16 protein-coding genes are annotated in these 24,899 nt (G+C 70.5%); 1 reads left to right on the top strand and 15 read right to left on the bottom strand.

Translation table 11 applies throughout. From position 1 onward, the window contains the following. Positions 1-28 precede the first annotated feature (28 nt). Genes ACTIFV_RS06215 through ACTIFV_RS06175 form a run of 9 tightly spaced genes read right to left on the bottom strand, consistent with a single transcriptional unit; the run spans position 29 to position 16,801 of the window. A complete protein-coding gene (locus tag ACTIFV_RS06215) occupies positions 29-1,240 on the bottom strand; it encodes an RDD family protein (RefSeq protein ID WP_439591909.1) in 1,212 nt (403 codons plus the stop codon). Beyond that, positions 1,237-2,850, bottom strand: coding sequence for a protein kinase domain-containing protein (locus tag ACTIFV_RS06210; protein ID WP_439591908.1), 1,614 nt, complete (start codon positions 2,848-2,850; stop codon positions 1,237-1,239). Before ACTIFV_RS06210 ends, ACTIFV_RS06215 begins: the two co-directional genes overlap by 4 nt. After that, positions 2,847-4,085 carry an FHA domain-containing protein gene (locus ACTIFV_RS06205; protein ID WP_439591907.1) on the bottom strand — a complete coding sequence of 413 codons (1,239 nt, stop codon included), beginning with the start codon at positions 4,083-4,085 and terminating at the stop codon, positions 2,847-2,849. The genes ACTIFV_RS06210 and ACTIFV_RS06205 overlap by 4 nt, the downstream gene beginning before the upstream one ends. Beyond that, positions 4,085-4,900 carry a PP2C family protein-serine/threonine phosphatase gene (locus ACTIFV_RS06200; protein WP_439591906.1) on the bottom strand — a complete coding sequence of 272 codons (816 nt, stop codon included), beginning with the start codon at positions 4,898-4,900 and terminating at the stop codon, positions 4,085-4,087. Before ACTIFV_RS06200 ends, ACTIFV_RS06205 begins: the two co-directional genes overlap by 1 nt. After that, positions 4,897-6,102 (bottom strand): RDD family protein, encoded by a 1,206-nt coding sequence (locus ACTIFV_RS06195; RefSeq protein WP_439591905.1) that lies wholly within the window; start codon positions 6,100-6,102, stop codon positions 4,897-4,899. Before ACTIFV_RS06195 ends, ACTIFV_RS06200 begins: the two co-directional genes overlap by 4 nt. Continuing rightward, on the bottom strand, positions 6,099-8,501 hold the full coding sequence (locus tag ACTIFV_RS06190; protein WP_439591904.1) for a transglutaminaseTgpA domain-containing protein: 2,403 nt from the start codon (positions 8,499-8,501) through the stop codon (positions 6,099-6,101). The genes ACTIFV_RS06195 and ACTIFV_RS06190 overlap by 4 nt, the downstream gene beginning before the upstream one ends. After that, complete coding sequence (locus tag ACTIFV_RS06185) at positions 8,498-9,760, bottom strand: DUF58 domain-containing protein (protein ID WP_439591903.1); 1,263 nt, start codon at positions 9,758-9,760, stop codon at positions 8,498-8,500. Before ACTIFV_RS06185 ends, ACTIFV_RS06190 begins: the two co-directional genes overlap by 4 nt. Then, the gene (locus tag ACTIFV_RS06180; protein WP_439591902.1) at positions 9,760-10,731 is read right to left on the bottom strand and encodes an AAA family ATPase; all 972 of its coding nucleotides are present in this window, start codon (positions 10,729-10,731) and stop codon (positions 9,760-9,762) included. The genes ACTIFV_RS06185 and ACTIFV_RS06180 overlap by 1 nt, the downstream gene beginning before the upstream one ends. 43 nt (positions 10,732-10,774) lie before the next feature. After that, a complete protein-coding gene (locus tag ACTIFV_RS06175; protein ID WP_439591901.1) occupies positions 10,775-16,801 on the bottom strand; it encodes an Ig-like domain-containing protein in 6,027 nt (2,008 codons plus the stop codon). 179 nt (positions 16,802-16,980) lie between these two features. Here ACTIFV_RS06175 and ACTIFV_RS06170 point away from each other — a divergent pair, with 179 nt between their 5' ends. After that, on the top strand, positions 16,981-17,862 hold the full coding sequence (locus ACTIFV_RS06170; protein WP_439591900.1) for a DUF1295 domain-containing protein: 882 nt from the start codon (positions 16,981-16,983) through the stop codon (positions 17,860-17,862). A gap of 1 nt (position 17,863) precedes the next feature. Here the strand turns inward: ACTIFV_RS06170 and galE are convergent, their stop codons facing one another. The 6 genes from galE to ACTIFV_RS06140 are packed head-to-tail and all read right to left on the bottom strand — an operon-like array spanning position 17,864 to position 24,841. Next, the gene (gene galE / locus ACTIFV_RS06165; RefSeq protein ID WP_439591899.1) at positions 17,864-18,883 is read right to left on the bottom strand and encodes a UDP-glucose 4-epimerase GalE; all 1,020 of its coding nucleotides are present in this window, start codon (positions 18,881-18,883) and stop codon (positions 17,864-17,866) included. Positions 18,884-18,892: 9 nt separating this feature from the next. Further along, the gene (locus ACTIFV_RS06160; RefSeq protein WP_439591898.1) at positions 18,893-19,543 is read right to left on the bottom strand and encodes a thymidine kinase; all 651 of its coding nucleotides are present in this window, start codon (positions 19,541-19,543) and stop codon (positions 18,893-18,895) included. Between the two features lie 21 nt (positions 19,544-19,564). Continuing rightward, the gene (locus tag ACTIFV_RS06155; RefSeq protein ID WP_439591897.1) at positions 19,565-21,511 is read right to left on the bottom strand and encodes a DUF2207 domain-containing protein; all 1,947 of its coding nucleotides are present in this window, start codon (positions 21,509-21,511) and stop codon (positions 19,565-19,567) included. A 25-nt stretch (positions 21,512-21,536) separates the two neighbouring features. Next, a complete protein-coding gene (locus ACTIFV_RS06150; RefSeq protein ID WP_439591896.1) occupies positions 21,537-23,009 on the bottom strand; it encodes a malate:quinone oxidoreductase in 1,473 nt (490 codons plus the stop codon). 41 nt (positions 23,010-23,050) lie between these two features. Beyond that, positions 23,051-23,758, bottom strand: a complete 708-nt coding sequence (locus ACTIFV_RS06145) for a VIT1/CCC1 transporter family protein (RefSeq protein WP_439591895.1) — start codon at positions 23,756-23,758, stop codon at positions 23,051-23,053. A 12-nt stretch (positions 23,759-23,770) separates the two neighbouring features. Then, the gene (locus ACTIFV_RS06140) at positions 23,771-24,841 is read right to left on the bottom strand and encodes an aspartate-semialdehyde dehydrogenase (protein WP_439591894.1); all 1,071 of its coding nucleotides are present in this window, start codon (positions 24,839-24,841) and stop codon (positions 23,771-23,773) included. Between the last annotated feature and the right edge of the window lie 58 nt (positions 24,842-24,899).

Raw genomic sequence — 24,899 nt, 5'->3', positions numbered from 1 at the left:
GCGGACATCGTGCTTCCCTCGTCTCGTGTCATACGCGGACCACCGCGGCGATGCGGTCGCCGAGTCGGATCCGGTCGCCGTCGACCGCCAGGACCGGCGCCGCGGGATCGATGCGGTTCTCGACGTCGCCTCGGATGAGCGCGGAGCCGTTCGTGGAGTGCTTGTCGGCGACCTCGAGCCCACCGGCGACGGGGGTCACGAGGGCATGGGTCTTCGAGAGCGACCTGCTGTCGTCGGCGAGCGCGACAGCGCGTGCGCCCGGATTGCCCGGGTCCTCGGGATTGCGTCCCAGCAGCACGGGCCCGTCGACGGGGATGCTCTCGCCCGAGTCGAAGCGGAGAGCGAGGCGTGCGGCGGCCGGGACGGACGCCGGGGCCGGCGCGGGCGGTGCCATGGCCACGGGGGGACGCGGCGCGTCGACGACGGGCGTCGGCGACTCCGGGGCTGCCGACGGGGGCGGTGCCTGCTCGGCGACGGGACGGTCGCGGAGCTCGTGGGTGCGCGCCACCCCGAGCACGCCCGCACTGCCCCGACTGGCTGGTCGGTACTCCGGCTGCGCCGCCGGATCGGCGGACGTCGCGAGCGACGGCAGTGCCACGCGCGCCGCGACCGGCTCGGCCTTCACCGTCTTGCGGGCGATGCGCATCCGCTTCTCGTCGTAGGGGTCGAGTCCCTTGCGCACGTCGACGAGCCAGAATCCGGCGGCCTTGTCGTGGAGTCCGCGACCTCTGCCGTCCGGATCGAAGGTCGGCGAGGCGAGGATGAGCGCCGGCCCGAGCACGGGCACGATCCCGGCCGCGACCACGATGGCGAAGCGCACCACGACGGCCCCGACGCCGGGGCGGGCGAGGGTCTTGACGTTGACGCTGCGGATGCCTGCGACCGCCTTGCCGATCGTCTTGCCCTTCCTCCCGTGCAGGACCAGCTGCACGATCAGGAGCACCAGGCCCAGCACCGTCGACACCGCGGCCGTGACGACGGCCAGCACGAAGTCGGGATGGTTCAGGAAGCCGTAGGGCGAGATCGATCCGGTCGCGAGCTTGAGGATCAAGGGCACGGCCCCGATCCAGAACGGGAGCGACAGGACGACCCAGATCGCGGCATCCACCGTCAGCGCGAGGGCACGGCGGCCGAAGGGCGCGCGCACGAGCCCCAGTGCCGCTGCGTACGCGGGATCCGGACGCCCTTCGGCATCCAGGCCCTCGATCACCGGCTTCTGTTCGTCGACTTCCCAGATCATCCGTCGACGCACCCTCGCGCGGGCTCGGAGACCCGTCCGTCCTCGCGCCGCAGCATGACGTCGATGCAGACCGTCCCGGGCGTGGCGGGCACCTGCGCGATCGCCGTCTCGGTCTGCTGGGGATCCACTTCTCCCGAGACTTGGACGACGCTCCAGATGAACAGGTCGCCCTCCTGCGGGTCCTTGTTGACCCAGCTGAACACGATCTGATCCCCCTGGAGCGTTCCGTCGAGTTCCGCGACGCGAGGGACGAAGTCGGTCACGACCTCCTGCGGCTCGGCCGAAGGGGTCTCCTCCGGTGCGGTGTCGAGGCCCGCGACGAGCACGTTCAATCCGACGATCCCACCGACGACGAGCACGAGGCCGGCGGCGACCGAGAGCCCGATCCACAGCCCCTTCCGCGAGCGCCGCGGAGCACCGGTCGGCGACTCGGCCACGGCAGGTGCCGCCTCCACGACGGGAGCCGGCGTCTGCGGCGCGACCACCGTCGGCGGCCGCATGATCGTGGGGGCGTCGTCGACGGGGGGTGCGGATGCCGCGGGCGCACGCAGCTGCGTCGCCTCGTCGACGGCATCCCCGCGCTGCGGGGCGTCGAAGCTGGGCACGGCCGGCGAGGGGAGCGACGTCTTGCGCTGGGTGGTTGCGGACGGCCGTGTGAAGTCCGCGGCATCCGGATCGATGCTGACGACCTCCCGCACGCGCGTGAGCCCGTCGCCGTCGTCGTCGCGCTCCTCCGGCGGCGCATGGTCGTCGACGATGTCGATCGGCGTCACGGAGTGCGACAGCTCGATCTGCACCTTCTGCAGCGCGCGGGCGAATGCGACCGCGCTGGGGTACCGATCGTCGGGGTTCTTCGCCATCGCACGCTCGAGCGCACGCTGGAGGCTCTCGGGCGCGTCGGGTCGGTTCAACGACGTCAGAGCGGCGCGCTCGATCCGCTCGATCAGATCGGCGCTCGTGTTGCGCTCTCCGGGCCGCTCGAACGGCGAGCGGCCGGCGATGAGGGTGTAGATCGTCGCGCCCAGGGCCCAGACGTCGGTCCGAGGTCCGCTCCGGGGCGGATCGGCGAACGACTCGGGCGGGGACCACGGGATCGACATGCCCGACGCCTCGCCGGTCGCCCCCGTCGTCGACGCGATGCCGAAGTCGGTCAGCGCGGGCCGGTTGTATGCCGTCACGAGGATGTTCGCGGGCTTGATGTCGCGGTGCAGCACGCCGGCGCGGTGCGCCGTCTCGACCGCGCCCGCCACCTGGATGCCGACGCGCAGCGCCTCGGCGATCGAGAACGTCTCCCTCCGCGCCCGCACCTGCAGGTTGGGACGCGGGCAGTACTCCATGACGATGTAGGGGCGCCCGTCGCCCGCGACGCCCGCCTGGTAGATCGTGACGATGGCAGGATGCGTCGACAGCATCGCCATGACGTTCGCCTCATCGGCGAACTCCTGCGCGGCACCGCTCGACAGGCGATCCGCCAGCAGGACCTTCACCGCGACCTGGCGGCGAGGCATCTCCTGCTCGTACAGGAAGACGTCCGCGAAGCCGCCCGTGCCGAGGGGCTGGACGAACTGGAAGCCGGGAAGCTCCGGTGGTGGGGACGGAGGCCGTGTCACGGGAGGTCCTCGAACGCGACCTCGACACCGTCGCCGAGATCCACGACGTCGCCCGAGAGCACGAGGGTCTGCTCCCCCGGGTGGAGCCTCATGGGATCGGCGCCGGGGCGCAGGAGGGTCGAGCCGTTCGTCGTGTGCAGGTCGATCACCACGACGGTGTCGCCCTCGGGGCGGATCTCGAGGTGGCTGCGCGAGATGTCCTGCTGCGGGCTGTCGACGGCGATGAGATGCGGAAGGTTCGCGCCGCTGGCGCGCGTGGAGCGCGGCCTCCGGCCGATGATCACCGTGCGGTCGAGCGTCACGACCTGACCCGTCGAGACGCGGATCCGACCGGTCGCCCCCGGAGCGGGAGGAGTCGGTGGCGGCGCCGGCGCCTCGAGCGGGGGCTCGTGACGGAGGGCGCGCAGCGCCGCGGCCGAGATCGTCTCGCCGTCGTGATCGCCCAGGTCGGGCACGGGAGGCGCGGGAGGGATCGGGGCGGGCTCGGCCGGTGCGGAGTGGACCGTGGCACCCCACAGCTGATCGAAGTCCTCGATGGCAGGAGCGAGAGTCGCCTCGTTGGGCGTCATCCCGTCGTCGACGACCGCGCCGTGCGCGAGCGTCGCCTCGTCGGGTGTCACGACGTCGTCGACGACGGGAGCCGGAGCGGGCTCGCGATCGGCGGGCGGCGCTGCGAGCGGGGCGGGCGACATGGGCTCGGGGGCGGTGGGCGCAGACACGGGCGCGGCAGGTGCCTCGGGCTCGGGCACGGGCGCGGCGGATGCCTGTGGTTCGGGCTCGCCTGCGGTCGCGTCGGCGGGCTCGAACCGGGCGCTGACGACACCCGCCCTGACGACGCCGCTGTGCACGGGGAGGTCGTCGGACGCATCGGTCGCCTCGACGGTGATCTCGATGCGCGAGGCGCCGGCGACGAATCGCTCGCTCCACGTCGTCACGTCCGAGCCGGAGAACTCCTGCTCGCCGGCCGCGGCGGTCACCCGCGCCGAGACGGCGCCTCGCAGCGCCATCCGCAGGTCGGCTCCCTCGCTCACGGCGGCGACGAACGACGGCATCGAGCCGAAGGCGCCGCCCGCCTGCGCGGCGATCACGTCGACGACGGTCGCGAGCGTGCGGTGCTGAGGCATCCGCTCCCACAGGCTCATCACGACATCGCTCGATGTACCCGGCGGCAGCGCGACGAGCGCACCGGGCAGGACGATCACGTACCACTGCCCGGATCGGTAGGTCGTCTGCATCAGCGCACCCCTCCCGCCGCGGCCTCGCGCGGACGCGTGTCCATGTCGATGTCCGAGTCCGTCGCGAGCAGGGTGCCCGGTCGCGACGCGACCGAGACCGCGTCGACGACGATGACCGTGATGTTGTCCCGTCCCCCCGCGGCGACCGCCTCATCGACCAGCAGCTCGGACGCCGTCTGGGGATCCGTCACCGTCATCAGGATCTCGCGGATGCGGGCGTCGGGCACCTCCGAGGTGAGACCGTCGGAGCACACCAGGATGCGGTCGCCGAGCTCCGCCGGGAAGAGCCAGTAGTCGGCGTCCCCCGTGCTGCTCGCGCCGATCGCCCGCGTGATGATGTTGCGACGCCGATCGGCCATCGCCTCCTCCACCGTCAGCTCACCGGACTCGATCAGCTCCTGGACGACGGAGTGGTCGACGCTGATCTGCTCGAGCTCGCCGTCCGCGAGCCGGTAGGTCCGCGAGTCGCCGATGTTGACGGCGAGCCAGTACCCCATGCCGTCGACCGCTGCGACGACGACACCGCTCAGCGTCGTGCCGGCGCGCACATCCCCCGACGTCGACAGCTCTTCGACGGCCTCGCGCGCGCGGGCGAGCGCACGCGAGACGTCCTCGAGCTCGAGCGACGGGCGCCCGACGCATCCCGAGAACTCCGCGATCACGGCGGCGCTCGCGCGGTCGCCTGCTTCGTGCCCGCCCATGCCGTCCGCGACGACGAACACGGGAGCGAGCGCGAGATGGGCGTCCTCATTGAGGGTGCGTCGGAGACCGGGATGCGTCGCGGACCCCGTGGCGACGATGAGGGACGGCCTCACGCGTAGCCCCCGATCGTCACGACGCGATCGCCGATCTCGATCGCGTCGCCGAGTCGCACCGGAACACGCTGGCCGGCAGGGCACGCGATCCGCTGACCATCGCGGACGAGGGTCATGCCGTTGGTCGAGAAGCGATCGAGGACCCAGCCTCCGGCCGCCTCGGCCGCGGCTTCGAAGTGCGTCTTGGAGAGCGAGAGCGTCTCATCGCGCACCGACACGATCACGGCACCCTCCTCGGGTGCCGGATTCCGGCCGAACACCGTGCGGCGTGACACCGAGACGCGCGTGCCGTCGTCCCACGTGAAGACGAGCCGGTGACCGGGGATGCTGATCCTCGTGTCCTCGATGTCGGAGGCCGCCTGCGGTGCTGACGGAGCGCTCGCACGTGTGGATGCAACCGGCGTGGCCGGCGCGACGGGCGCGGGCGGAGCAGGCGGGGAGACCGCCGGGGGCACCTCGGCGCGGCCCTGCACGGTCGCATCGAGGTCGTCGGCGATGGGTGTCGCGCGCGGGGGCGCCGCATCCTGCGTGATGCCGGGCACGAAGGCGATGAGGGATCCGTCGTCGGGCACGACCGGCGCCGGCCGCGGCGCCGCGACGGGTGCCGCGGGGGGCTGAGGAGCGGCAGGGACGGCAGCCGGAGGGGCGGGCGGCTGCGCTGCGCCCGACATCAGGGGCGTCGCCGAAGGGGGCGACGGCGCCGACGCGGCGGAGTCCGCGGAAGGAGACGAGGGGACGGATGCCGTGGCCACCGCCCCACGCGTACTGAGCATGAGCGAGCCGACGACCTTGTCGTGCCACCCCTGGAACCTGCCCGAGCCGTCGAAGAGCGGCGTGAAGTAGCCCACGACGATCGAGCAGGCGAGGCCGAAGACGATGTTCCGCACGAGCGCGCGACCGAAGCCGAGCGGAGTCTCGTCCTGCGCGCCGACGAGGCGGAGTCCCTGAGCGCGCATGCCGATCGAGCCTCCGCCGGCCTGCATGAGGGTGTAGACGACGAACCATCCGAGCTGCAGCAGAAGGACGAGCGGGAGACCGATGAGCAGCACCGACCGCCATCCATCCCCACCGGCGAGCGTCGTCGCGACGACGAGGGCGCCGAAGAGCACGATCGCGAGCGCCGCCGCGATGAACGCGTCGATGAGGTAGCCGACCGCGCGACGCGGGATCGGCGCGATCGGTGCGGACGCGGGCTGCGTCATGGGGTCTCGCTCTCGGATGCGGGGGGTGTGCTCATGCTGCTGCTCTCGATCGTGCCCGATTCGCGGCGCACGCGCGCGGTCGCCGCCTCGCGAAGACCCTGCAGTCCGCTCGAGAGCTTCGTGCCACCGAGAAGCGAGCGCACGCTCAGTCGCGCCTTCGTGCGCTTCCAGAAGCCGGCATCCTTTCCGAGGCCGCCGACGATCGCGTCCACTTCGCTCCAGAAGGCGTCGACGTCGTCCTGCGTGGGATCGGTCGGCCCGAACACATCGACGTCGGCGCGATCCGCGAGGGCCGTGACGCGGGGTTCGGCCAGCGTCGCCACGACGGCCGCCGCTTCCTCCGGCCGGGTTCCACCGGGTGTCAGACGCGCGCCGTAGTCGACGGCGCGGTCGGTGAGCTCGTCCCAGCCGCCGCTGATGCGGTCGGCCGTCCGGTCCGCCGTGCGCCGCGAACGGCGCTTCGCGGCCTTCCAGGCGCCGATGACGATGAACGGGCTCATGAGGATCGCGAGGATGCCGAGCGAGATCCCGCCGATGAGCAGGATCGCTCCGATGATGCCCGCGAGGTTGAGCGTCTCCTCCTCGGACTCGCGGTCGTCCGGCAGTGTCGGCGGCAGATCGACCGGCTCCTGCGGCGGGGGCGGCGGCTGAAGCACCTGCGGCTTCGGGTCGACCCGCGGCTTCGTGTTCTGGTCGTTGGGGACCTGGTCCTCGGGGGGCGTCGGGTCGAAGGGCAGCCATCCGACTCCGTCGAAGTTCACCTCGGTCCAGGCATGGACATCGTCGCCGGTCGCGGCGAAGACGGCATCCCCTGCCTCCTCCTCGTCGGGGTAGTAGCCCATGACGACGCGGACCGGGATACCGAGCTCGCCTGCGAGGAGCGCCATCGCGACGGCGTACTGCTCGTCGTCGCCGATCATCTGGTCGCCGCCGAACAGCGTCGTCATGCGCTCCGACGTGTGCCCGGCACGCGACAGCACCTCGCCCTCGAGCCCGTGACTGAAGAAGCCGCCCTCCGAGAGGAAGCTCTCGAGCGCTCGCACCTGCTCGATGGGCGATTCCGCGTTCGCGACGGTCTCGGCAGCGAGCGCGGTCAGCTCCTCGGGGACATTGCTCTGCTTCGGCAGCGCGACCGCGCCGAAGTCGACGTCCGCGAGCTGGACGTCGTCCGGCATGGTCGGGATGACGGCATCCACCGTGTACTCGTCGCCGGCGCGCAGCTTCGGCGTCGCGACAGCGGTGCCGGTGGCGGGGTTGACATAGGTGTTGCGGCGCAGCTCTTCGGCACGGTCGCCCTCGAACCGGATCTCGCTCAGCTGGCCCGCCGTCGGAACCCAGACCTGCGCGTAGTCGTCGATCGCGATCCGCAGTGTGACCGGCATGCCTTCGGCGTCGGGCGAGATGTCGGAGCGCAGCGGAGTGAACGCACTCGACGACGTCGGGCCGCCATCGGTCACGTTGTACACCATGCCGTTGAACTGGTCCATGACCGCCGTCCGGATGCGGGCGTCCTCGGGCAGCCCCTGCACCGTGAAGAGCGTGTCGCTCGCCGCGTCGCGCACGTTCTTGCGGAACGACTGCAGGGGGCTGGCGTAGTCGCGGATGTCGAACGGGGGGATGATCGCGTCGCGGAACACGTGCCGGGGCTGGGACGGCGCGGCGATCGCGCTCGTCGCCACGCCGGCGACGCCCGCCACGGCCAGGACGGCGACGCCCGCGAGCAGACGACGCAGGCGCATGTGGGACGCGCGTGCGGGGTCGACCTCGCCGACCGAGACGGCGGCGTTCTGAGGAGCCCAGATCTGCCGCAGCGCGAGCCACGCGACACTGACGACGGCGAAGACGAGGCCCTGCGCGATCGGGAACGCCGGCTCGGGAGTGCCGAGCGCGATGACCAGCATGAGGAGCGCGCCCGGAGGCACGAGCGCCCAGGCGACATGGGACAGCCGCAGAGCGAGGGATGCCGTCACCGTCGTGAACACGAGCGCGAGCAGGAACGGGACCACGAGGTGCCCGTCGGCGGCGGCGACCGGCGCGACCGTCGTGAGCATCTGCTTCCAGGCCGTCACCGTGCCCAGCGCCAGCGTCTGCAGCGTCTCGAGGGTGGGCACGAAGCCGAGGATCGCCGTCTGCGGAAGAGCGAGGGCGCCGCCGAAGACGAAATACGCGCCCACGACGAGTCCGGTGACGACGAGGATGCCCCAGCGACGCCAGGTGGCGACCGCCGCGATCGCGAGGCCGAGGACGATGCCGCCGAGGGCTGCGGGAACGAACGACGCGCCCCCGAAGGTCGGCCAGAATCCGACGAGGGCGACCGCGACGAGAAGAGCGGACGCCGTCAGGTCGAGGACCCAGCGGCGGGTCGAGATCATCGCGGATGCCGCGGCCGGCGCGCTCATGCGAGGACCTTCTGCAGGGCGAGGGGGATCTGCTCCAGCGCGCCGATCGTGATGACGTCCGCGTCGCCGATGCGGCGCAGGGCAGGTGCGTGTGCGGCGGTATCGGCGACGACGGCGAGCGCGCGCGCACCGAACGGCAGCCGTGCGCAGGCGACCCGGAGGTCGTCGGACGACACTTTCGAGCCGCACACCAGCACGACGACGCTGGCGAGGGGCATGCTGGCGGAGATGACCCCGGCGAGGCGATCGATGCCGCCCTCCCGCGGTCTGCTGTTCTCGACGGCCGAGAGCGAGTCGAGCAGCTGCTTGCCGGTTCCGGCCGGCAGCTCGCGGCCCTGCACACGCACATCCACCCGCTGCGAGTCGCGCAGCGCGCGCAGGCCGATCGACCCCGCCGCCGAGACGGCGAGCTCGAAGTCGTCGGCCGTGGCGTAGTCGGCGCTGGAGCAGGAGAGTCCGATGACGAAGTGGGATCTGCGGGTCTCTTCGAACTGCCGGACCATCATCGTCCCCGTGCGCGCCGTCGAGCGCCAGTGCACGTGGCGCAGATCATCGCCCGGCTGGTACTCGAGGAGCGCGTGGAACGACACGTCGTCGCGGGACAGGTCGGCTGCCGGGAGTCCCTCGAGATCGCGCAGGTAGCCGAGCGACTGGCCGTCGAAGAGCACGGTGCGCGGATGCACGAAGAGGTCCACCGGGGCATCCCTCTGGTGCGCCCTCTCGAAGAGTCCGAGCGGATCGCCGCGCACGACGCTCACCGGGCCGACCTTCACCACGCCCCGTCGCTGGGTCGGGATGGCGAAGAGCTCCTCCGCCCGCTCCCCCGGAGCCAGACGCTGGATCCCGAACTCGCCGCGTCCGGCTCCGACGGGAAGGACGATGCGCGAGGGGAGGATGGCACGCGTGCCGTTGTTGGCGAGCGTGAGTGCGCCCACGGCACGCTCGCCCACGACGACGCGCGTGCGTGCGAGGTCGAGGGACACGTCGTATGCCGTGCGACCGATCAGGAAGACGGCGCACAGCGCGACGATGATCGCGATGACGATCGCCGCCACGATGAGCTCCGTCCAGCCTGCGAGCTGCCCGACGATCCACGAGCCGGCCGCCATCGCGATGAGCACCCACGCCAGCGGGCGGACAGCGGAGCCGATGAGGCGGAGGCGCGCCAGCAGGCGCGCGCCGACGACGGCCGCGACGTCACGCCAGCCGGCGTCGCGGTCCGTCTGCGCCGGCGGCGCCGAGAATGCCTCCGCCGCCATCAGGCCGCCGATCGCGCCTGCGGCGCCGCGATCCCGTCGAGCACCCGATCGATGACCGACAGGCTCGTCGTGCCGGCGAACTCGGCCTCGGCGTCGAGCAGCAGCCGGTGCTGCCACACGGGACGCGCGAGCGTCTTCACGTCGTCGGGGAGCACGAAGTGTCGACCGTGGGCTGCCGCCCACACCTTCGCGATGCGGATCATGGCGATGGCGCCGCGCACCGATACGCCCAGGCGCGTGGCAGGGTCGTGGCGCGTCGCCTGCGCGAGCTCCGCGACATAGCGCAGGACGGCGGGGGCGACGTGGACGGATGCCCCGAGATCGGCCATGTCGGCCACAGCGCCCGTCGTGATGATGGCCGGCAGACCCGCGGACGGGTTGCGGTCGGAGGCTCCCGCGAGGATGCTCTCGGTCACCTCGAGGTCGGGGTATCCGATCGACGTCTTGATGAGGAAGCGGTCGAGCTGAGCCTCGGGGAGCTTGTACGTGCCCGCCTGCTCGATCGGGTTCTGCGTCGCGATCACGAGGAACGGCCGGCCCGTCTCGTGCGTGACGCCGTCGACGGTGACGCGGGACTCCTCCATGACCTCGAGGAGTGCGGACTGCGTTTTCGGCGACGCTCGGTTGATCTCATCGGCCAGGACGATGGATGCGAAGATCGGCCCCTTGTGGAACTCGAAGCGGTGCGACTGCTGGTCGTAGATCGTGACGCCGGTCACGTCCGACGGCAGCAGGTCGGGAGTGAACTGGATGCGCGCGCTCGTCCCCTGCACCGTCGCCGCGAGCGCCTTCGCGAGGCTCGTCTTGCCGGTGCCCGGGGCGTCCTCGAGGAGCACGTGGCCCTCGGCGAGCATCGACGCGATCACGAGGCCGACGACCTCGCGCTTGCCCTGGACGGCTTTGTCGACGTTGCTCACGAGCCGCTGGAAGGTTCCCTGGAACCAGGCGGCCTGCTCGGGGGTCATGCTCATGTCTGCTGTGCTCTCTCTCGTACGTTTCTCGTCGTGGGCCCGGCTATGGTCGCGCCCAGAATCTCTTCTCGGTGTCCACTCCGTCGCCCCAGCCGAGGATGTCGACCCACACGTCCTGGCCGTCGCGGCCGACGAAGCAGCCGAGCTGCTGGCTGCCGCTGCCGTTGAAGTTGATCGTGTACTGGAAGTTGCCGATCTGACCGTCGTTGCTCGAGTAGCACTCGACCGTGCGGTTGCCGATGTTGAGGTTCTCCCAGTGCACGACGTACCGGCGGCATCCATTGACGCAGCTGCCCGCCGCGTCGCCCTGCGTGACCCAGACCTGCGGTGCCGGCGGATCGTTCGTGCGAGCGGACGCCGAGGCGACGGGCGACCAGTTGCCGAGCGAATCCTGCGCCCGGACGTCGATGCTGTGCGTCTCCTGGTATCCGTTGCCGACCGTGCGAGATCCGTTCGCGCCGACGTCCTGCCACCCGCCGCCGTCGATGCGGATCTGGGTCGTCTGGATCGGCCGGCCGTTGTTCGACCCGCTCGAGTTCCACGAGACCTCGACGCTCGTGCCCAGGTTGCGCGCACCGGCGTCGGGGGCGCGGGGCGTGCCGTACGGCGTCTCCCGCACTCCGTTCGAGACGGCGCCCGCGTAGGTCTGGCCGCTCACGGTCGCCACGGCGCGCATCTCGACGGTGTACGGGGTGCCGTTCGCGAGGCCGCCGATCACGCCGTTGCCGGGGAATCCTGCCCAGCCGCCGCCGTTCAGGCGGTACTGGAATGAGATCTCACTCGTCGTCGCGCCGTTCCGCGCGCCCGGCGTGTAGCTCACCGTGAGCTGCCGGTCACCGGCTGCGACGCCGGTGATCTGCGGGGCTCCGGGTGGGACGACTCCGCGGCGGGGCGCCGACATCGCGCTCCACTCACCCCAGCCGGCCTTGTTGTGGCCGCGGATGCGGTACGTGTACGGGCTCTCGGACGTCGGGACGACCACCGCCTGGCTGTTCGACGCCGCGCCCGGGGTCAAGGTGCGCTGGAGCGTCGCGCCCTCCCACACCTGCAGCTCGTAGGCGTCGATCGCGTCGCCGTTGGCGGGCGGAGTCTGCCAGCTCACCTGCATCTGCGCCTGGTTTCCGACGGGCTGCAGCTCGGTGGTCGTCGGCGCGCCGCCCGCGAGCGGGGGGCCGGCGGGGATCTCGGACGCCGACCAGTTGCTCCAGCTCGACGGCTCCGGGGCGCGGTTGTGCGCCTGGACGCGCACCTGATAGTTCGCGCCGTTCTCGAGCCCGTCCCACGTGACGGAGTTGCCGGTGACCTCCTTCTGCGTGATGCCCGACGGCGGCGCAGGAGAGATCTCGAGCGTGAACCGCTCGACCGGCGAACCGGGGGTCGTGGGGGTCGTCCACGCGACATCCAGGGACTTGTCGCCGAACTTCAGGGTCGGGGGGTTCGGCGTGTCGGGGCGTGCATCGGGGCGCGCGACCGCCGATGAACCCGACGGCTCCGACTCGCCCACGCGGTTGGTCGCGGTGACCTGGAACGTGTACTCGACGTTGTTGGTCAGGCCGTCCAGGGTGCAGGTCGTCGACGCGCACTCCTTGGAGTAGCTGCTGCCCTGCACCGAGCGCACCGTGTACTTCGTGATCTCGGCGCCGTTGTTCGACGGAGCGCCGAACGACACGACGACCGTGCGGTCCTGCACGCTCGTCACGGTCGGCGTTCCCGGTGCGTCGGGGACACCCTGCACCGTGAGCACGACCTGACCCGTCACCTCGCGATCCGGATCACCGGTCGCATCCTGGATCCGGTAGCGCACGACCAGCGTGCCCACGAAGTCCGCCGATGGGGTGACCACGACGTTGTCGCCCTCGGCACGGGCCTGCCCGGATCCGGTCTCGACGTTCGCGGACAGGAGCTTCAGCGGCGTCTCCGGGAAGGGGTTGAAGTCGTTGGCGAGCACCGGCACCGTGAGGGTCTTGCCCTGATCCGCCTGCGGGATGGTGTCGGTGTTGGCGGCGGGCATGGCACGCGTCGACGCCGAGACCTGCACGAGCACCGAGCCCTCGACCGGTTCGGTCTCGCCGTCGGTGATCCGCAGGGTGAGCGTCGTCGCGGCGCCCTTCCTGGCGTTGGCGGCCGCCTGCACCCGCAGCTGGTCGCCGGCGATCTCCGCACTGATGCCGTCGCCTTCGCCGCTCACGAGCGTGTAGCTGTGCCGGCCGGCGTCCTCGGGGTCGGGGTCGCTGGTCAGCGCCGCCAGATCGAGCACGGTGGCGTCCTCGCCCGGGGCGACGTTCATCCGGGCGCCCACGAACGTCGGCGGCTGGTTGTCGGGCGGCAGGACGTTGATCGGGATGCTGAGCGTCGCCTTGCGGCCGTCGGGGTCCTCGGGACTCGTGCCGTCCGTGACCTCGAACGTGAGGGCATCCTGGCCGAAGTAGCCGTCGGCCGACGTGTAGACGAGCGTGCGCTCGTCCTTCACGAGGTCGGCGCCGTTGGAGTTGATCGCGCTGACCTTCGCGTGCTCCGTGATGACGACGTCGCCGCCGCCCGCGACCGTGACGTACTCCGAGAGCGGCACTTCCTTCGTCTCGCCGCTCATGACCTCGAGTGGAGTGGTCGACGTGAGCGTCGGTCGCAGCCCGTCCTCCGAGGGGACGAAGATGAACGCCGAGGACTGCAGGTCGTCCTGATCGGTGAGGGTGTAGCGGATCAGCTGGAGCTCGTCGGTGACCGTCACGCGGACCTTGCCGTTGTCGAGCAGGGTCGCGCCCGGTCCGACCTCCACGTCGAGGCGATCGGTCGTTCCGTCGGGGTCCTCGTCGTTGTCGAGGATGTCGAGGTCGGCCGTGAGGCTGCCGTCCTCGAGGTCGACGGGACGCAGCCGATCATCGCGCGCGACGGGTGCCTGCAGGGGCACATCCTCGTCGACGGTGATCTGGAGCGCTGCCGTCGCCGTGGCGCCGCGGGCGTCAGCGATCGTGTACTGGAGCGAGGTCTCGACAGCGGAGTTCGGCGCCTGGACGAGCACCCGGTCGCCCGACACCCGCGCCGAGAGGCCCTCGCCGTCGGGGACCTCGAGGCCGTCCTTGACGAGTGAGACCTTGTCGCCCTCGGGGTCGGAGTCGTTGAGCATGACGGGCACGGCGATCTCGCGACCCGGGCGCACCACGACGGCATCCTTCACCGCGTACGGCGCCTGGTTGATCTGCTCCGCCGGAGCGATGCCGACGCGGATGGTCGCCGTCCCCTCCTTGCCGAGGCGGTCGCGCACGCGGTACTTGAAGACGTCCACGCCCGTCGAGCCGTCGAACGCCTCGTAGGTGAGGTAGTCCTGAGCGACCTCGACGACGCGTCCCTTCGTCGGGCTCGACGTGATGTCGAGGAGCTCGACGGAGTCGCCGTCGCTGTCGATGCCGTCGAGCGGCACGGCGATGTCGATCTGGGTTCCCGACAGCGCCCGGGCCACGAGATCGCGCGGACGCGGCGCCGCGTTGGTCTCCTCGTCGATCGGGAGGATCTGGATCGTGACGTAGCCGGCCGCCTTCTGCTGACGCGAGTCGACGGCTTCGTAGGTCAGGTAGACGGTCTTCGCCTCGTCGCCCGCCTTGAATCGCACAGCGTCCTGCGAGACGAACGCCTCGCCGTCCTCGGGATCGACGAACGGCTCGATGAGCTCGGGCGCGACGTGGAGGGCATCGTCGCTGGGATGCGTGTCGTTGCCGAGCACGGGGATCGTCACGACATCCCCGACGCGCACGTAGGCGGTGTCGGGTGCGGTCACCGGCTGGAGGATCTCCTCGGGCGCGGGGATCGGCACGACGACGACCTCGCCCTCGGCGGACTGCTTGCCGTTGGAGATGCGGTACTTGATGCGCACCTGCTCCTCGAGCGTGCCCTGGTCGGTGATGCGCAGCGTCTCGTGGTTGAGGACCGAGACGGAGATCCCGGAGCTCGGCTCGACGGTCACCGACTGCACGACGAGGATGCCGCCGGCCGGATCGGTGTCGTTGTCGAGCACGCCGATGAGCGCGTCGCCGCCCGCGGGAAGCAGGGCGACGTCGCGCACGGCGACCGGAGGCAGATCGACCTCGGCGGCCTCGGTCACATCGATGCGGACGAGCCCCTCGCCGTTCTCGGGACCGGCCGTGGCGAGGTACTGCACGTAGTAGACGCCGACGGTGGGGGACGTGAACGAGAAGGTCTTGTTGGTGAAGTCGGGAACGATGGTCGCACCGGCGACCTCGTCCACGCGGCCGAGCCGCAGGGGCTCGCGACCCGAACTCGTGTCGTTCGCGAGCGGCGCGACGGTGATCTGCTCGCCCACGCGCGTGACCACGTGATCGGCGTTCGTCTTCGGCTTCGTCGAGCCCTGGGGCCGCACGTCGAGCGTGATGGTGCTCGTCGTCATCTCGCCGAGGCCGTCGGCGACGGTGACCTGCACGTCCTTGCGTCCCTGCAGGCTCGCGGTCGCCTTGTAGGTGAGCTGACCGTCGGTGCTGAAGTCGACCTCGTCGCCGGGAGCGGCGACCACCTCCTTGAGGTAGATGTCGTCGCCGTCCGGGTCGATCCAGTCCGGGAGGATGTTGTACGACACCGTTCCGCCGGTCTCGACGGTCAGCGCGGTCTTTCGCTTGGGCGTCGGCGGCCCGTTGACGCTCTCGTCGTGCACGGACAGCGTCACGGTCGCGGTGTCCTTGCCCCCGCGTCCGTCGTCCACCTCGTACTGGAACGTCGCTGTGCCGGTGGCGTCCTCGGAGACGGCGATCTGCAGCGATCCGCCGTTGAAGATGGGCTGGACGACACCGATCGACGGCTGCTCCGACGCCATCGAGGCGACGAGGACGTCACCGTCGGGGTCGTTGTCGTTGTCGACCACCGGCAGGAGCGCCGAGGCGCCGGGGCGCACGCCGAACGCGTCGTCCTCGGCGACGGGCGGAGTGTTGACCTCGCTGCGCTCGGGGAGGGTCGTCTCGACCGTCTCCTGGGTCGAGTCCTCCTCGTTCTCGGTCTCGCCCTCGGGAGGGGTGATGTCGTTCCAGTTGTCGACGCGCTGCAGGCTCTCGTTCGCCAGCCAGGCGGCGCCGCCGACCGCGTCGTTCAGGATGATCACATCGCGGTTCACACGGAACACCAGGCTCGTGGAGTCCTTCGCCTCCTCGATGTCGGCGGAGACGTCGTCCGCCTCGCCGGCGCAGTCGCGCACGAACGCCCCCGAGCCTCCCCAGGCTCCGTAGGCGCACCCGCGCAGCCAGACCGGGACGGCGGGCGAACCGGTGCCTCCCGCATCCGTCGTCTCGGGCTCGCCACCGTCGAACGGGACGCGGACGAGCGCCGACGCGGTCGCGATCGTGACGGCGTCCGCCTCGGCGGACGCCTGCTGGAGCACCGCGTCGCCGGCGTCGGGGATCTCGGTGCGGAACCCGCCGGGAGACATGACGACTCCCGCCGCCGCGTCGAGCACGACGGGCATGCGGCCGACGACGGTGATCGTCGCCGTGCCGGCCTCGTCGAGCTCGCCGAGCGATGCCGTCGAGGACTCGAGGGGCTCCCCCTCGCCGTCGACGGCGATCGTGACGACCTCGCCGCGTGCGACCGACAGCGCGAACACGGTGCCGTCCTGCGCGACGGCGACATCGGCTCCCTCGCCGAGATCGGCGACCGGATCAGCGCCCTCGATCTCGAACGACGCGAGTCCGCCCATGGGCTCGACCCACAGCTTGCCCGACTCGGGGTCGAGGATCGCCGCGGTCTGCGCACCCAGCGCGACCTTCGCGCCCCCCGGCATGCTCGCGGAGTCGCCCATCGACACGCGCGCGGGGTCCACCGCTGCGAGGGTCGAGCTGCCCTCGTCGACGACCAGCACGTTCGCGGCGTCCTGCAGGATGTCGTAGTTCTCGCCGATCGTGCGAAGCCCGCCGTCCAGCACGGTCGACTCGTGGTTGAAGTGTCCGACCAGCAGGCTCGACGTCTTCGTGATCCAGACGCCGCCGTCGTTGAGGTCGACCTTCGTGGTCGGGTATCCCTCGTAGGTGAGGGCCATCGTGGTGAGCGCGACGACGCCGACGGTGACTCCGGCCACGGACGCGAGCGTCTTCGGGCGCGCGCGGATCCACGACAAAGCCTTCATCGCTGGTCTCCCCCCGGGCCTCGCGCCTGCACCGCAGCCGCGCGCAGACCGGCGCAGTGCGTAAGAACTCATTCATCCTAACCGCCCGGTCAGCGTGCTCTGATGGGCAGAGATCCCCATACCCTGTACCCATGGACCCCCTCCTCCTCGTGCTCCTGGTCTTCGCCGCGACCTGCGCGTTCTGCTGGATCGCATCGCTCATCACGAAGGACACCTCGTGGGTCGACCGCATCTGGTCGATCGTGCCGGCTGTCTACGTCTGGATCTTCGCGATCGCCGGCATCGTCGACGGGCAGGATGCCGCGCGCCTGATCGTCATGGCGGTCCTCGTCACGGCATGGGCTGCACGACTGACCTTCAACTTCGCCCGCAAGGGCGGCTACACGGGCATGGAGGACTACCGCTGGGCGATCCTGCGCGGCCGCATGAAGCCGTGGCAGTTCCAGGTGTTCAACCTGCTCTTCATCGTGCTGTACCAGAACGCGCTGCTCGTGCTCATCGCGCTGCCCGCCTTCATCGCGTGGCAGAACCCCGCTCCCTTCGGCGTGTGGGACGCGATCTTCGCCGTGGTGTTCGCGGCGTTCCTCGTCGGCGAGTTCGTGGCCGACCAGCAGCAGTGGGACTTCCACCAGGCCAAGCGCGCGGGCCGTGCCGAGGGCTTCCTGACGGGCGGGCTCTTCTCGTGGAGCCGCCACCCCAACTTCTTCTTCGAGCAGGCGCAGTGGTGGGTGTTCTACGCGATCGGGGCGACCGCCGCCGTGGCATCCGGGCTCGGATTCTGGGGCGGTGCGATCAACTGGACCATCGTCGGAGCGATCCTGCTGACGATCCTGTTCATCGGCTCGACGATCTTCACCGAGGGGATCTCATCGTCGAAGTACCCCGCGTACGCCGAGTACAAGCGCACGACGTCGATGCTCGTGCCGCTGCCGCCGCGGCGGGCGAAGGCGAAGTCCGGGGCGAAGAAGAAGACCGGAAAGGGAGCGAAGGCTCCGACGCCCGAACCGGCGTAGTTCAGGCGGTCGCGAAGCCGTCCGGATTGCGGGACTGCCAGTTCCAGGCATCCCGCGTCGCGTCGTCGATCGTGCGCGTCGCGACCCAGTCGAGCTCGCGCGCAGCCTTCGAGGGGTCGCAGTACGTCGCGTCCACATCGCCCGCCCGGCGCCCGAGCACGGTCTTGGGCAGCTCTCGTCCGACCGCGCGCTCGAAGGCCGCGACGAGCTCGAGCACGCTGACGGGTCGGCCCGTGCCGAGGTTGTAGACCATGAAGCCGGGCTGCGCCTTCTCGAGGGCCGCGACGTGGCCGAGAGCCAGGTCGACGACGTGGATGTAGTCGCGCAGGCCCGTGCCGTCGGGGGTGTCGTAGTCGTCGCCGAAGATGCCGACGCGCTCGAGCGAGCCGACGGCCACACGCTGCACATAGGGCATCAGATTGTTCGGGATGCCCGCGGGATCCTCGCCGATCAAGCCGGACTCGTGCGCGCCGACGGGATTGAAGTACCGCAGGATCGTGATGTTCAGCTCGGGATGCACGCGCGCGACGTCCTCGAGCACGACCTCGTTCATGCGCTTGGACTTGCTGTACGGGTTCGACAGGTCGACGCTCGTCGTCGACTCCTCGGTGAAGGGCAGATCAGCAGGGTCCGAGTAGACGGTTCCCGTGCTGGAGAACACGAACGACCGGATGCCGTGCTCGAGCCCCGCACGCACGAGCGCGAACGTCGTGTCGAGGTTGTTCGAGTAGTACTCCAGGGGCTTCTGCGTCGACTCCCCCACGGCCTTGAACGCCGCGAGGTGCACGACGGCGTCGATGGGCCCGTGCTCGTCGAAAGCGCGCGCGACGACGGCGTCGTCGGAGGCATCGCCGACGAGGAGCGGGGCGGGCTTGCCGGTGATCGTCTCGATGCGCTCGGCGGCGACGGCCGACGTGTTCGAGAGGTCGTCGAGAAGGACGACCTCGTGACCGGCGTCGAGCAGGGCGACCGCCGTGTGGGCACCGACGTAGCCGGCACCGCCGGCGAGCAGAACACGCATGGCTCGAGCTTATTGGCCGAGCCGACCGCCCGACTCGCGCAGGTAGCACTCGGCGCACATGGATTCGTACGTGACGCGATCCGCCGACAGCTCGTCGATCGCGACCTGGTCGCCGTCGAACACGAACCGACCGCCGACCAGACGCGCATTGAACAGCGCCTTGCGCCCGCAGCGGCAGATCGTCTTGAGCTCCTCGAGGCTGTGGGCGAGTTCCATCAGTCGCCGTGACCCCGGGAACGCATCGGTGCGGAAGTCGGTGCGGATGCCGTAGGCGAGGACCGGGATGCCGTCGAGCACGACGATGCGCAGCAGGTCGTCGACCTGCTCGCGGGTGAGGAACTGGGCTTCGTCGATGAGCAGGCACGCGACGTCGGCCGCGCGCCCCGTCTCGGAGGGCACGAGCGCCTCGATCGCCTCGTGCTTGAGGCGCGATCGGTGCGCGGCGAAGAGGTCGCGCACGTCGTCGCCGGGACGGATCAGGAAGTCGACGGGCCGCGACATCCCGAGCCGACTCGAGACCTTGTCGGCTTCCTTCGTATCGATCTCGGGCTTGGCCAGGAGCACGCGCTGGCCGCGCTCCTCGTAGTTGTACGCGGCCTGCAGGAGCGATGTCGACTTGCCCGAGTTCATCGCCCCGTAGCGGAAGTACAGTTTGGCCACCTGTCGAGATTAGCCGGTGAGTCAGCGTCCGCCGAAGCCGCCGCCACCGCCTCCGCCTCCCGAGAAGCCCCCGCCCGACGAACCGCCCGAGAACGACCAGCCCGAGCTCGAGGACGACCCGCCCGAGCTCGAGGAGCCGCGCGAGACGGGCGTCGCGGCGAGCCGGCCGATCGACCCCGAGGCATCCGACAGCGAGTCCGACACGACGACGTCGAAGAGCGACACGCGCGCGGCGACGACGGCCGCGGGCGCCGCGGCACGGATCACCTCGACCCACTGCCGCTCCATGCCGAACAGCACGGCGTAGGGCAGCAGCCGCTCGTACAGGTTCACCACGTCCGAGCCCGGCGCGTTCGGCTCGTCGCCGTACGCCCGGCGGCCGGACGACACGAGATCGGCCGTCCGCGGCGACTGCGCGGCGCGCAGGCGATCCTCCTCGGCGAGACGCAGGTACTCGCGGATGCCGTCGAGGTCGGTGCGATGCATCCCACCCGCGAGCGTCAGCACGGTCGTCGGCAGGCGGAACAGGGGCAGGATGAAGCCGGCGAACAGTCCGCTGCCGATCGCCAGGAAGTACAGCGCCGTGCCGAGCTCACCGAGGTCGTCCAGCACCGAGAAGGCCTCGCTCGAGAAGAAGAACAGGGCGAATCCGAGGCCGAGACCGCCGAACTGCACAAGCCCCCGCACGCCGTCGATCCACCCCGGACGCTTGCCCCGGTATCCGCGCTGCAGGGTGAACTCGTCGATGCGCCGGACGTAGGTGACCGCGCGACCCGGAGGACTGTGCGCGAACGAGCCGAGTCCGACTTTCACCCCCGGCTTCGCGTTCTTGCCGAAGAGAGCATCGATCACCCGGCGGTCGTCGTGCTCGAGGTCGGCGCGGTCGGTCAGGACCAGGGCGAAGTCCCCGGGATCGTCGCGCCCGCCCGAGGCCGTGATCTCGACCCGGTCGCGCACGGCGAGGTCGACGACGTGCGCCGCGAGCGCACGCTCGGGCACGTCGAGCACACCGGCTGAGAGCGTGAGCGACTCGTCCTCGGGTGGCGAGTACTGCACGATGACCGGCGAGTGGTCGGGGTTCCGGCGCAGGACGGCCTTCATCACCAGCACGAAGACCAGCCCGCCGATGCCCGACAGGATCGCCAGCACCGGCACGATCCACTCCCACCACGGGTACGGCGGAGGAGGAGGCGGGCTCGGGGCCGCGAAGGTGCCCTGCGCGAATCCGATCGAGAGGGTGACGCCCTCGTAGGGGCCGACCGCTCCCCCGTCGGCGGTGATCACGACCGCGTCGCTCGCGGCATCCATCGCTCCCTTCGACGACGCCCACGCGCTCACGTCGTCGGGCCACGGGCCGCCCGGCTCCGGGGACGAGATCTCGCACCGGTCGGTCGAGCCGGCCTCGCCCCGGTAGCAGTACGCCCGATCGTCGAGGAGCCCGCCCGCTGCAGCGCCCGCGATGTGCACTCGCGAGGTCGCGCTCGCGAACGGCTGCGCGTGATCCGTGCCGACGGTGTCCCAGAAGAACTCGTCGGCATCGGTGTCGTCGTAGCGCAGCACGACATCCTGCATCGTGTACGAGATGACATAGGTCTGCACGCCGCGGACGTAGTCGTCGTTGCCGGTGAGGACGTAGATCCACTCGTCGTCGGATTCCGTCCACCAGGGGATGGATGCTCCGCCCTCGCCGGTGACGCTCATGACGGTGGTCTGCAGGTCGATGCCCGAGTCGGAGCGGGGCAGCCAGCGCACGATGCCGCGGTTCTGATCGAAGGCGGGGAAGCGGGCGACGAGCGTCTCGGTCGTGTAGAGCGCGCTCCGGCCGCCCGCGTCGCGGATCAGCCAGTGGTCGGCATCGAACGAGTCGTACGAGAAGTCGTCGACGTCGGCGGATGCCGGAGCCGCCGTGAGCACGAGGACGAACGCCACCGCGAACGCGGCGAGCAGCCCCCGCATCCATCGCCCCATGCGTACACCCTAGGGGCGGGCGGCGTCAGGCCGTGAGGGCCAGCGTCTCGGCGGTCTCGGCGAGCGATTCCTGAGCGACCTCGGGACGCGTGTTGAGCGTCTGGCCGTAGCTCGGGATGAGCTCGCGCAGCCGCGGCTGCCATCCGTCGATCTGCTCGGGGAAGCACGTCTTCAGCAGCCCGAGCATGATGGACACGGCGGTCGAGGCACCCGGCGAGGCGCCGAGGAGCCCGGCGATCGAGCCGTCGGCGCTCGTGACGACCTCGGTGCCGAACTGCAGGACGCCGCCCTTCTCCGGGTCCTTCTTCATGACCTGCGCGCGCTGGCCTGCCTGCAGGAGCTCCCAGTCCTCGTCCTTCGCGGTGGGCATGAACGTGCGGAGGCTGTCGACCTTCTTCGCGTGGTTCTTCAGCAGCTCGCCCACCAGGTAGGAGATGAGCGACGGGTTGTCGATCGCCACCTTGAGCATCGGGCCGATGTTGCCGGGGCGCACCTGCGAGACGATGTCGAACACCGACCCGTTCTTGAGGAACTTGGGGCTGAACGTCGCGAACGGTCCGAAGAGGAGGGACGCCTCGCCGTCGACGATGCGGGTGTCGAGGTGCGGCACCGACATGGGCGGGGCGCCCACCGACGCCTGGGAGTAGACCTTGGCCTTATGCTGCGCGACGAGCGCCGGGTTCGAGGTCTTGAGCCACTGCCCGCCGATCGGGAACACGCCATAGCCGGAGATCTCGGGGATGCGCGAGGACTGCAGGAGCTTGAGAGCCCACCCGCCCGCGCCGACGAACACGAACTTCGCGTCGGTGTGACCGGGTGTGCGCCCGATCGTGTTGCGCCAGTTGAGGCGCCAGGTGCCGTCCTTGCGGCGACGGATGCTGCGCACCTCGCGGTTCGTAACCACCTCGACGCCCTTGGTCTGCAGATTGGCGAACAGCTGGTGGGTCAGCGCGCCGAAGTCGACGTCGGTTCCGGCCGGCACCCGGGTGGCTGCGAACGGCACGCCGGCACGCCGCTTCTGCATCAGCAGGGGCGCCCACTGGTTGATGACGCGGGAGTCCTCGGAGTACTCGATGCCGGCGAACAGGGGCTCCTTCTTGAGGGCCTCGTAGCGCTTCTTGAGGTACGCGACGTCCTTCTCCCCCTGCACGAACGTCATGTGGGGAGCGGAGTTGATGAAGGTCGACGGGGCATCGAGGACGCCCTCATCGATGAGGGAGGACCAGAGCTGGCGGCTCTGCTGGAACTGCTCGTTGATCGAGATCGCCTTGGCGGGATCGACCGAGCCGTCCTTGCCCTCGGGCATGTAGTTCAGCTCGCACAGTGCCGCGTGGCCGGTGCCCGCGTTGTTCCACGCGTTCGAGCTCTCGAGCGCGACATCGTGGAGGCGCTCGTACACGACGATCTTCCAGTCGGGCTGGAGTTCGGAAAGGAGGGTGCCCAGGGTGGCGCTCATGATGCCACCGCCGATGAGCACGACGTCGACGGGTTCACTCACGATACAATCCTAGGCTTCTCGGCGAGGTCCGGATTCCACGCTCAGCCGTCGCCGTCGACGTCGATCTGCGGGATGAACTGGTCGAGCACCTCGAAGACGTTTCCGGCGAGGAACGCGAGCAGGGCGATGAAGAGGCCGATCGTGATCGAGCGGATGACGGCACGCACGGGATGCCCCGTCCCGGCCCGTGCCGACACCAGCCCCGTGACGGTGAGCGACACGATGACGACGAGCAGCGAGATCGGCAGTCGCCAGTCATCGGGCAGGAAGACGACGGCGGCGGTGAGGGGGAAGGCGCCGGAGACGAACGCGAAGAAGCCGCGGGACGCGACCCCCCACGGTCTGGTCGCGGGCGCGGCGCCCTCCAGCATCCCGTACTCCACCTCGAGCGAGGCGCCGAGCGGGTCGCTGCGCATGAGCTGGTCGGCCACCTGATCGGCGAGGTCGGGATCCAGGCCGCGGCGCACGTAGTGGTCGCGCACCTCGGCGCGCTCCTCGGCAGGGCTCAGCGCGAGCTGTCGCTGCTCCTCCTCGATGATCGCGAGCTCGGCCGCGCGGTCCTGCGCCGCCTCGGCGTAGGCCGCACCGGCCAGCGACAGCCCGCCCGTGATCATGAGGGTCATGGCGGCGAACAGCACCGTCTCGTCGTTCGCGCCGGCGCCTGCGAAGCCCTGGACGATGCCCGTCGTCGAGATGATGCCGTCGTTGGCGTCGAGCACCCACTTGCGGACGACGGACGAGTCGACCACGGATGCCTCGGGTCAGGCGTTCGCGCCGAGGGATGCGGCGACGACCTCGGCGATCTGCACGGCGTTGAGAGCCGCGCCCTTTCGCAGGTTGTCGTTGCTGATGAACAGCACGAGTCCCTTGCCCTCGGGGGCGGACTGATCGGCGCGGATGCGGCCGACGAAGCTCGGGTCCTTGCCGGCCGCCTGCAGCGGCGTCGGCACCTCTTCGAGCACGACGCCCGGGGCCGAGCCGAGGATCTCGCGCGCGCGATCCGGCGTGATGTCGTCGCGGAACTCGGCGTGGATGCTGAGCGAGTGGCCCGTGAAGACCGGCACGCGCACGCACGTGCCGGCGACGCGGAGGTCGGGCAGCTCGAGGATCTTGCGGCTCTCGTTGCGGAGCTTCTTCTCTTCGTCGGTCTCGTTCCAGCCGTCGTCCACGAGGTTGCCCGCGAACGGGATGACGTCGAACGCGATGGGGGCGACGTACTTCTCGGGCTGGGGGAAGTCGATGGACGACCCGTCGTGCACCAGACGGAGCGTGTCGCCCTGCGCGAGCACGCCCTCGACCTGGCCGAGCAGCTCTTCCGCCCCGGCGATGCCGGAGCCCGACACGGCCTGGTACGTGCTGACGATGAGACGCTCGAGGCCGGCCGCGGCATCCAGCACCTTCAGCACCGGCATGGCGGCCATCGTCGTGCAGTTCGGGTTGGCGATGATGCCCTTGCGTGCTTCGGCGATCGCATGCGGATTGACCTCGCTCACGATGAGCGGCACGTCGGGGTCCATGCGCCACGCGCTGGAGTTGTCGATGACCACGGCGCCGGCCTCGGCGAAGCGCGGGGCGTGGGCGCGGCTGCCGGTCGCGCCGGCGGAGAAGAGCGCGATGTCGATGCCCGTCGGGTCGGCGGTCGCGACGTCCTCGACGATGATCGTCTCGCCGCCGAAGCCGATGGCGGCGCCCGCGGAACGCGCGGTCGCGAAGAGGCGAAGCTCGCGCAGCGGGAACCCGCGCTCGGCGAGGATGTCGCGCATGACGGTGCCGACCTGGCCGGTGGCGCCGACGACGGCGACGGAGAGTCCGGAATCGGAGATGCGGGTCATGTCGTGACTGTCCTCGTCATAGTGCGCGGGAGGCGCGGTCCTGTGTGAGCGGGATGCT

Source organism: Microbacterium sp., assembly GCF_051860965.1.
Classification (GTDB): domain Bacteria; phylum Actinomycetota; class Actinomycetes; order Actinomycetales; family Microbacteriaceae; genus Microbacterium.
The sequence above is the reverse complement of the archived record's forward strand: the minus strand, read 5'-3'. Positions and strand labels throughout refer to the sequence as shown.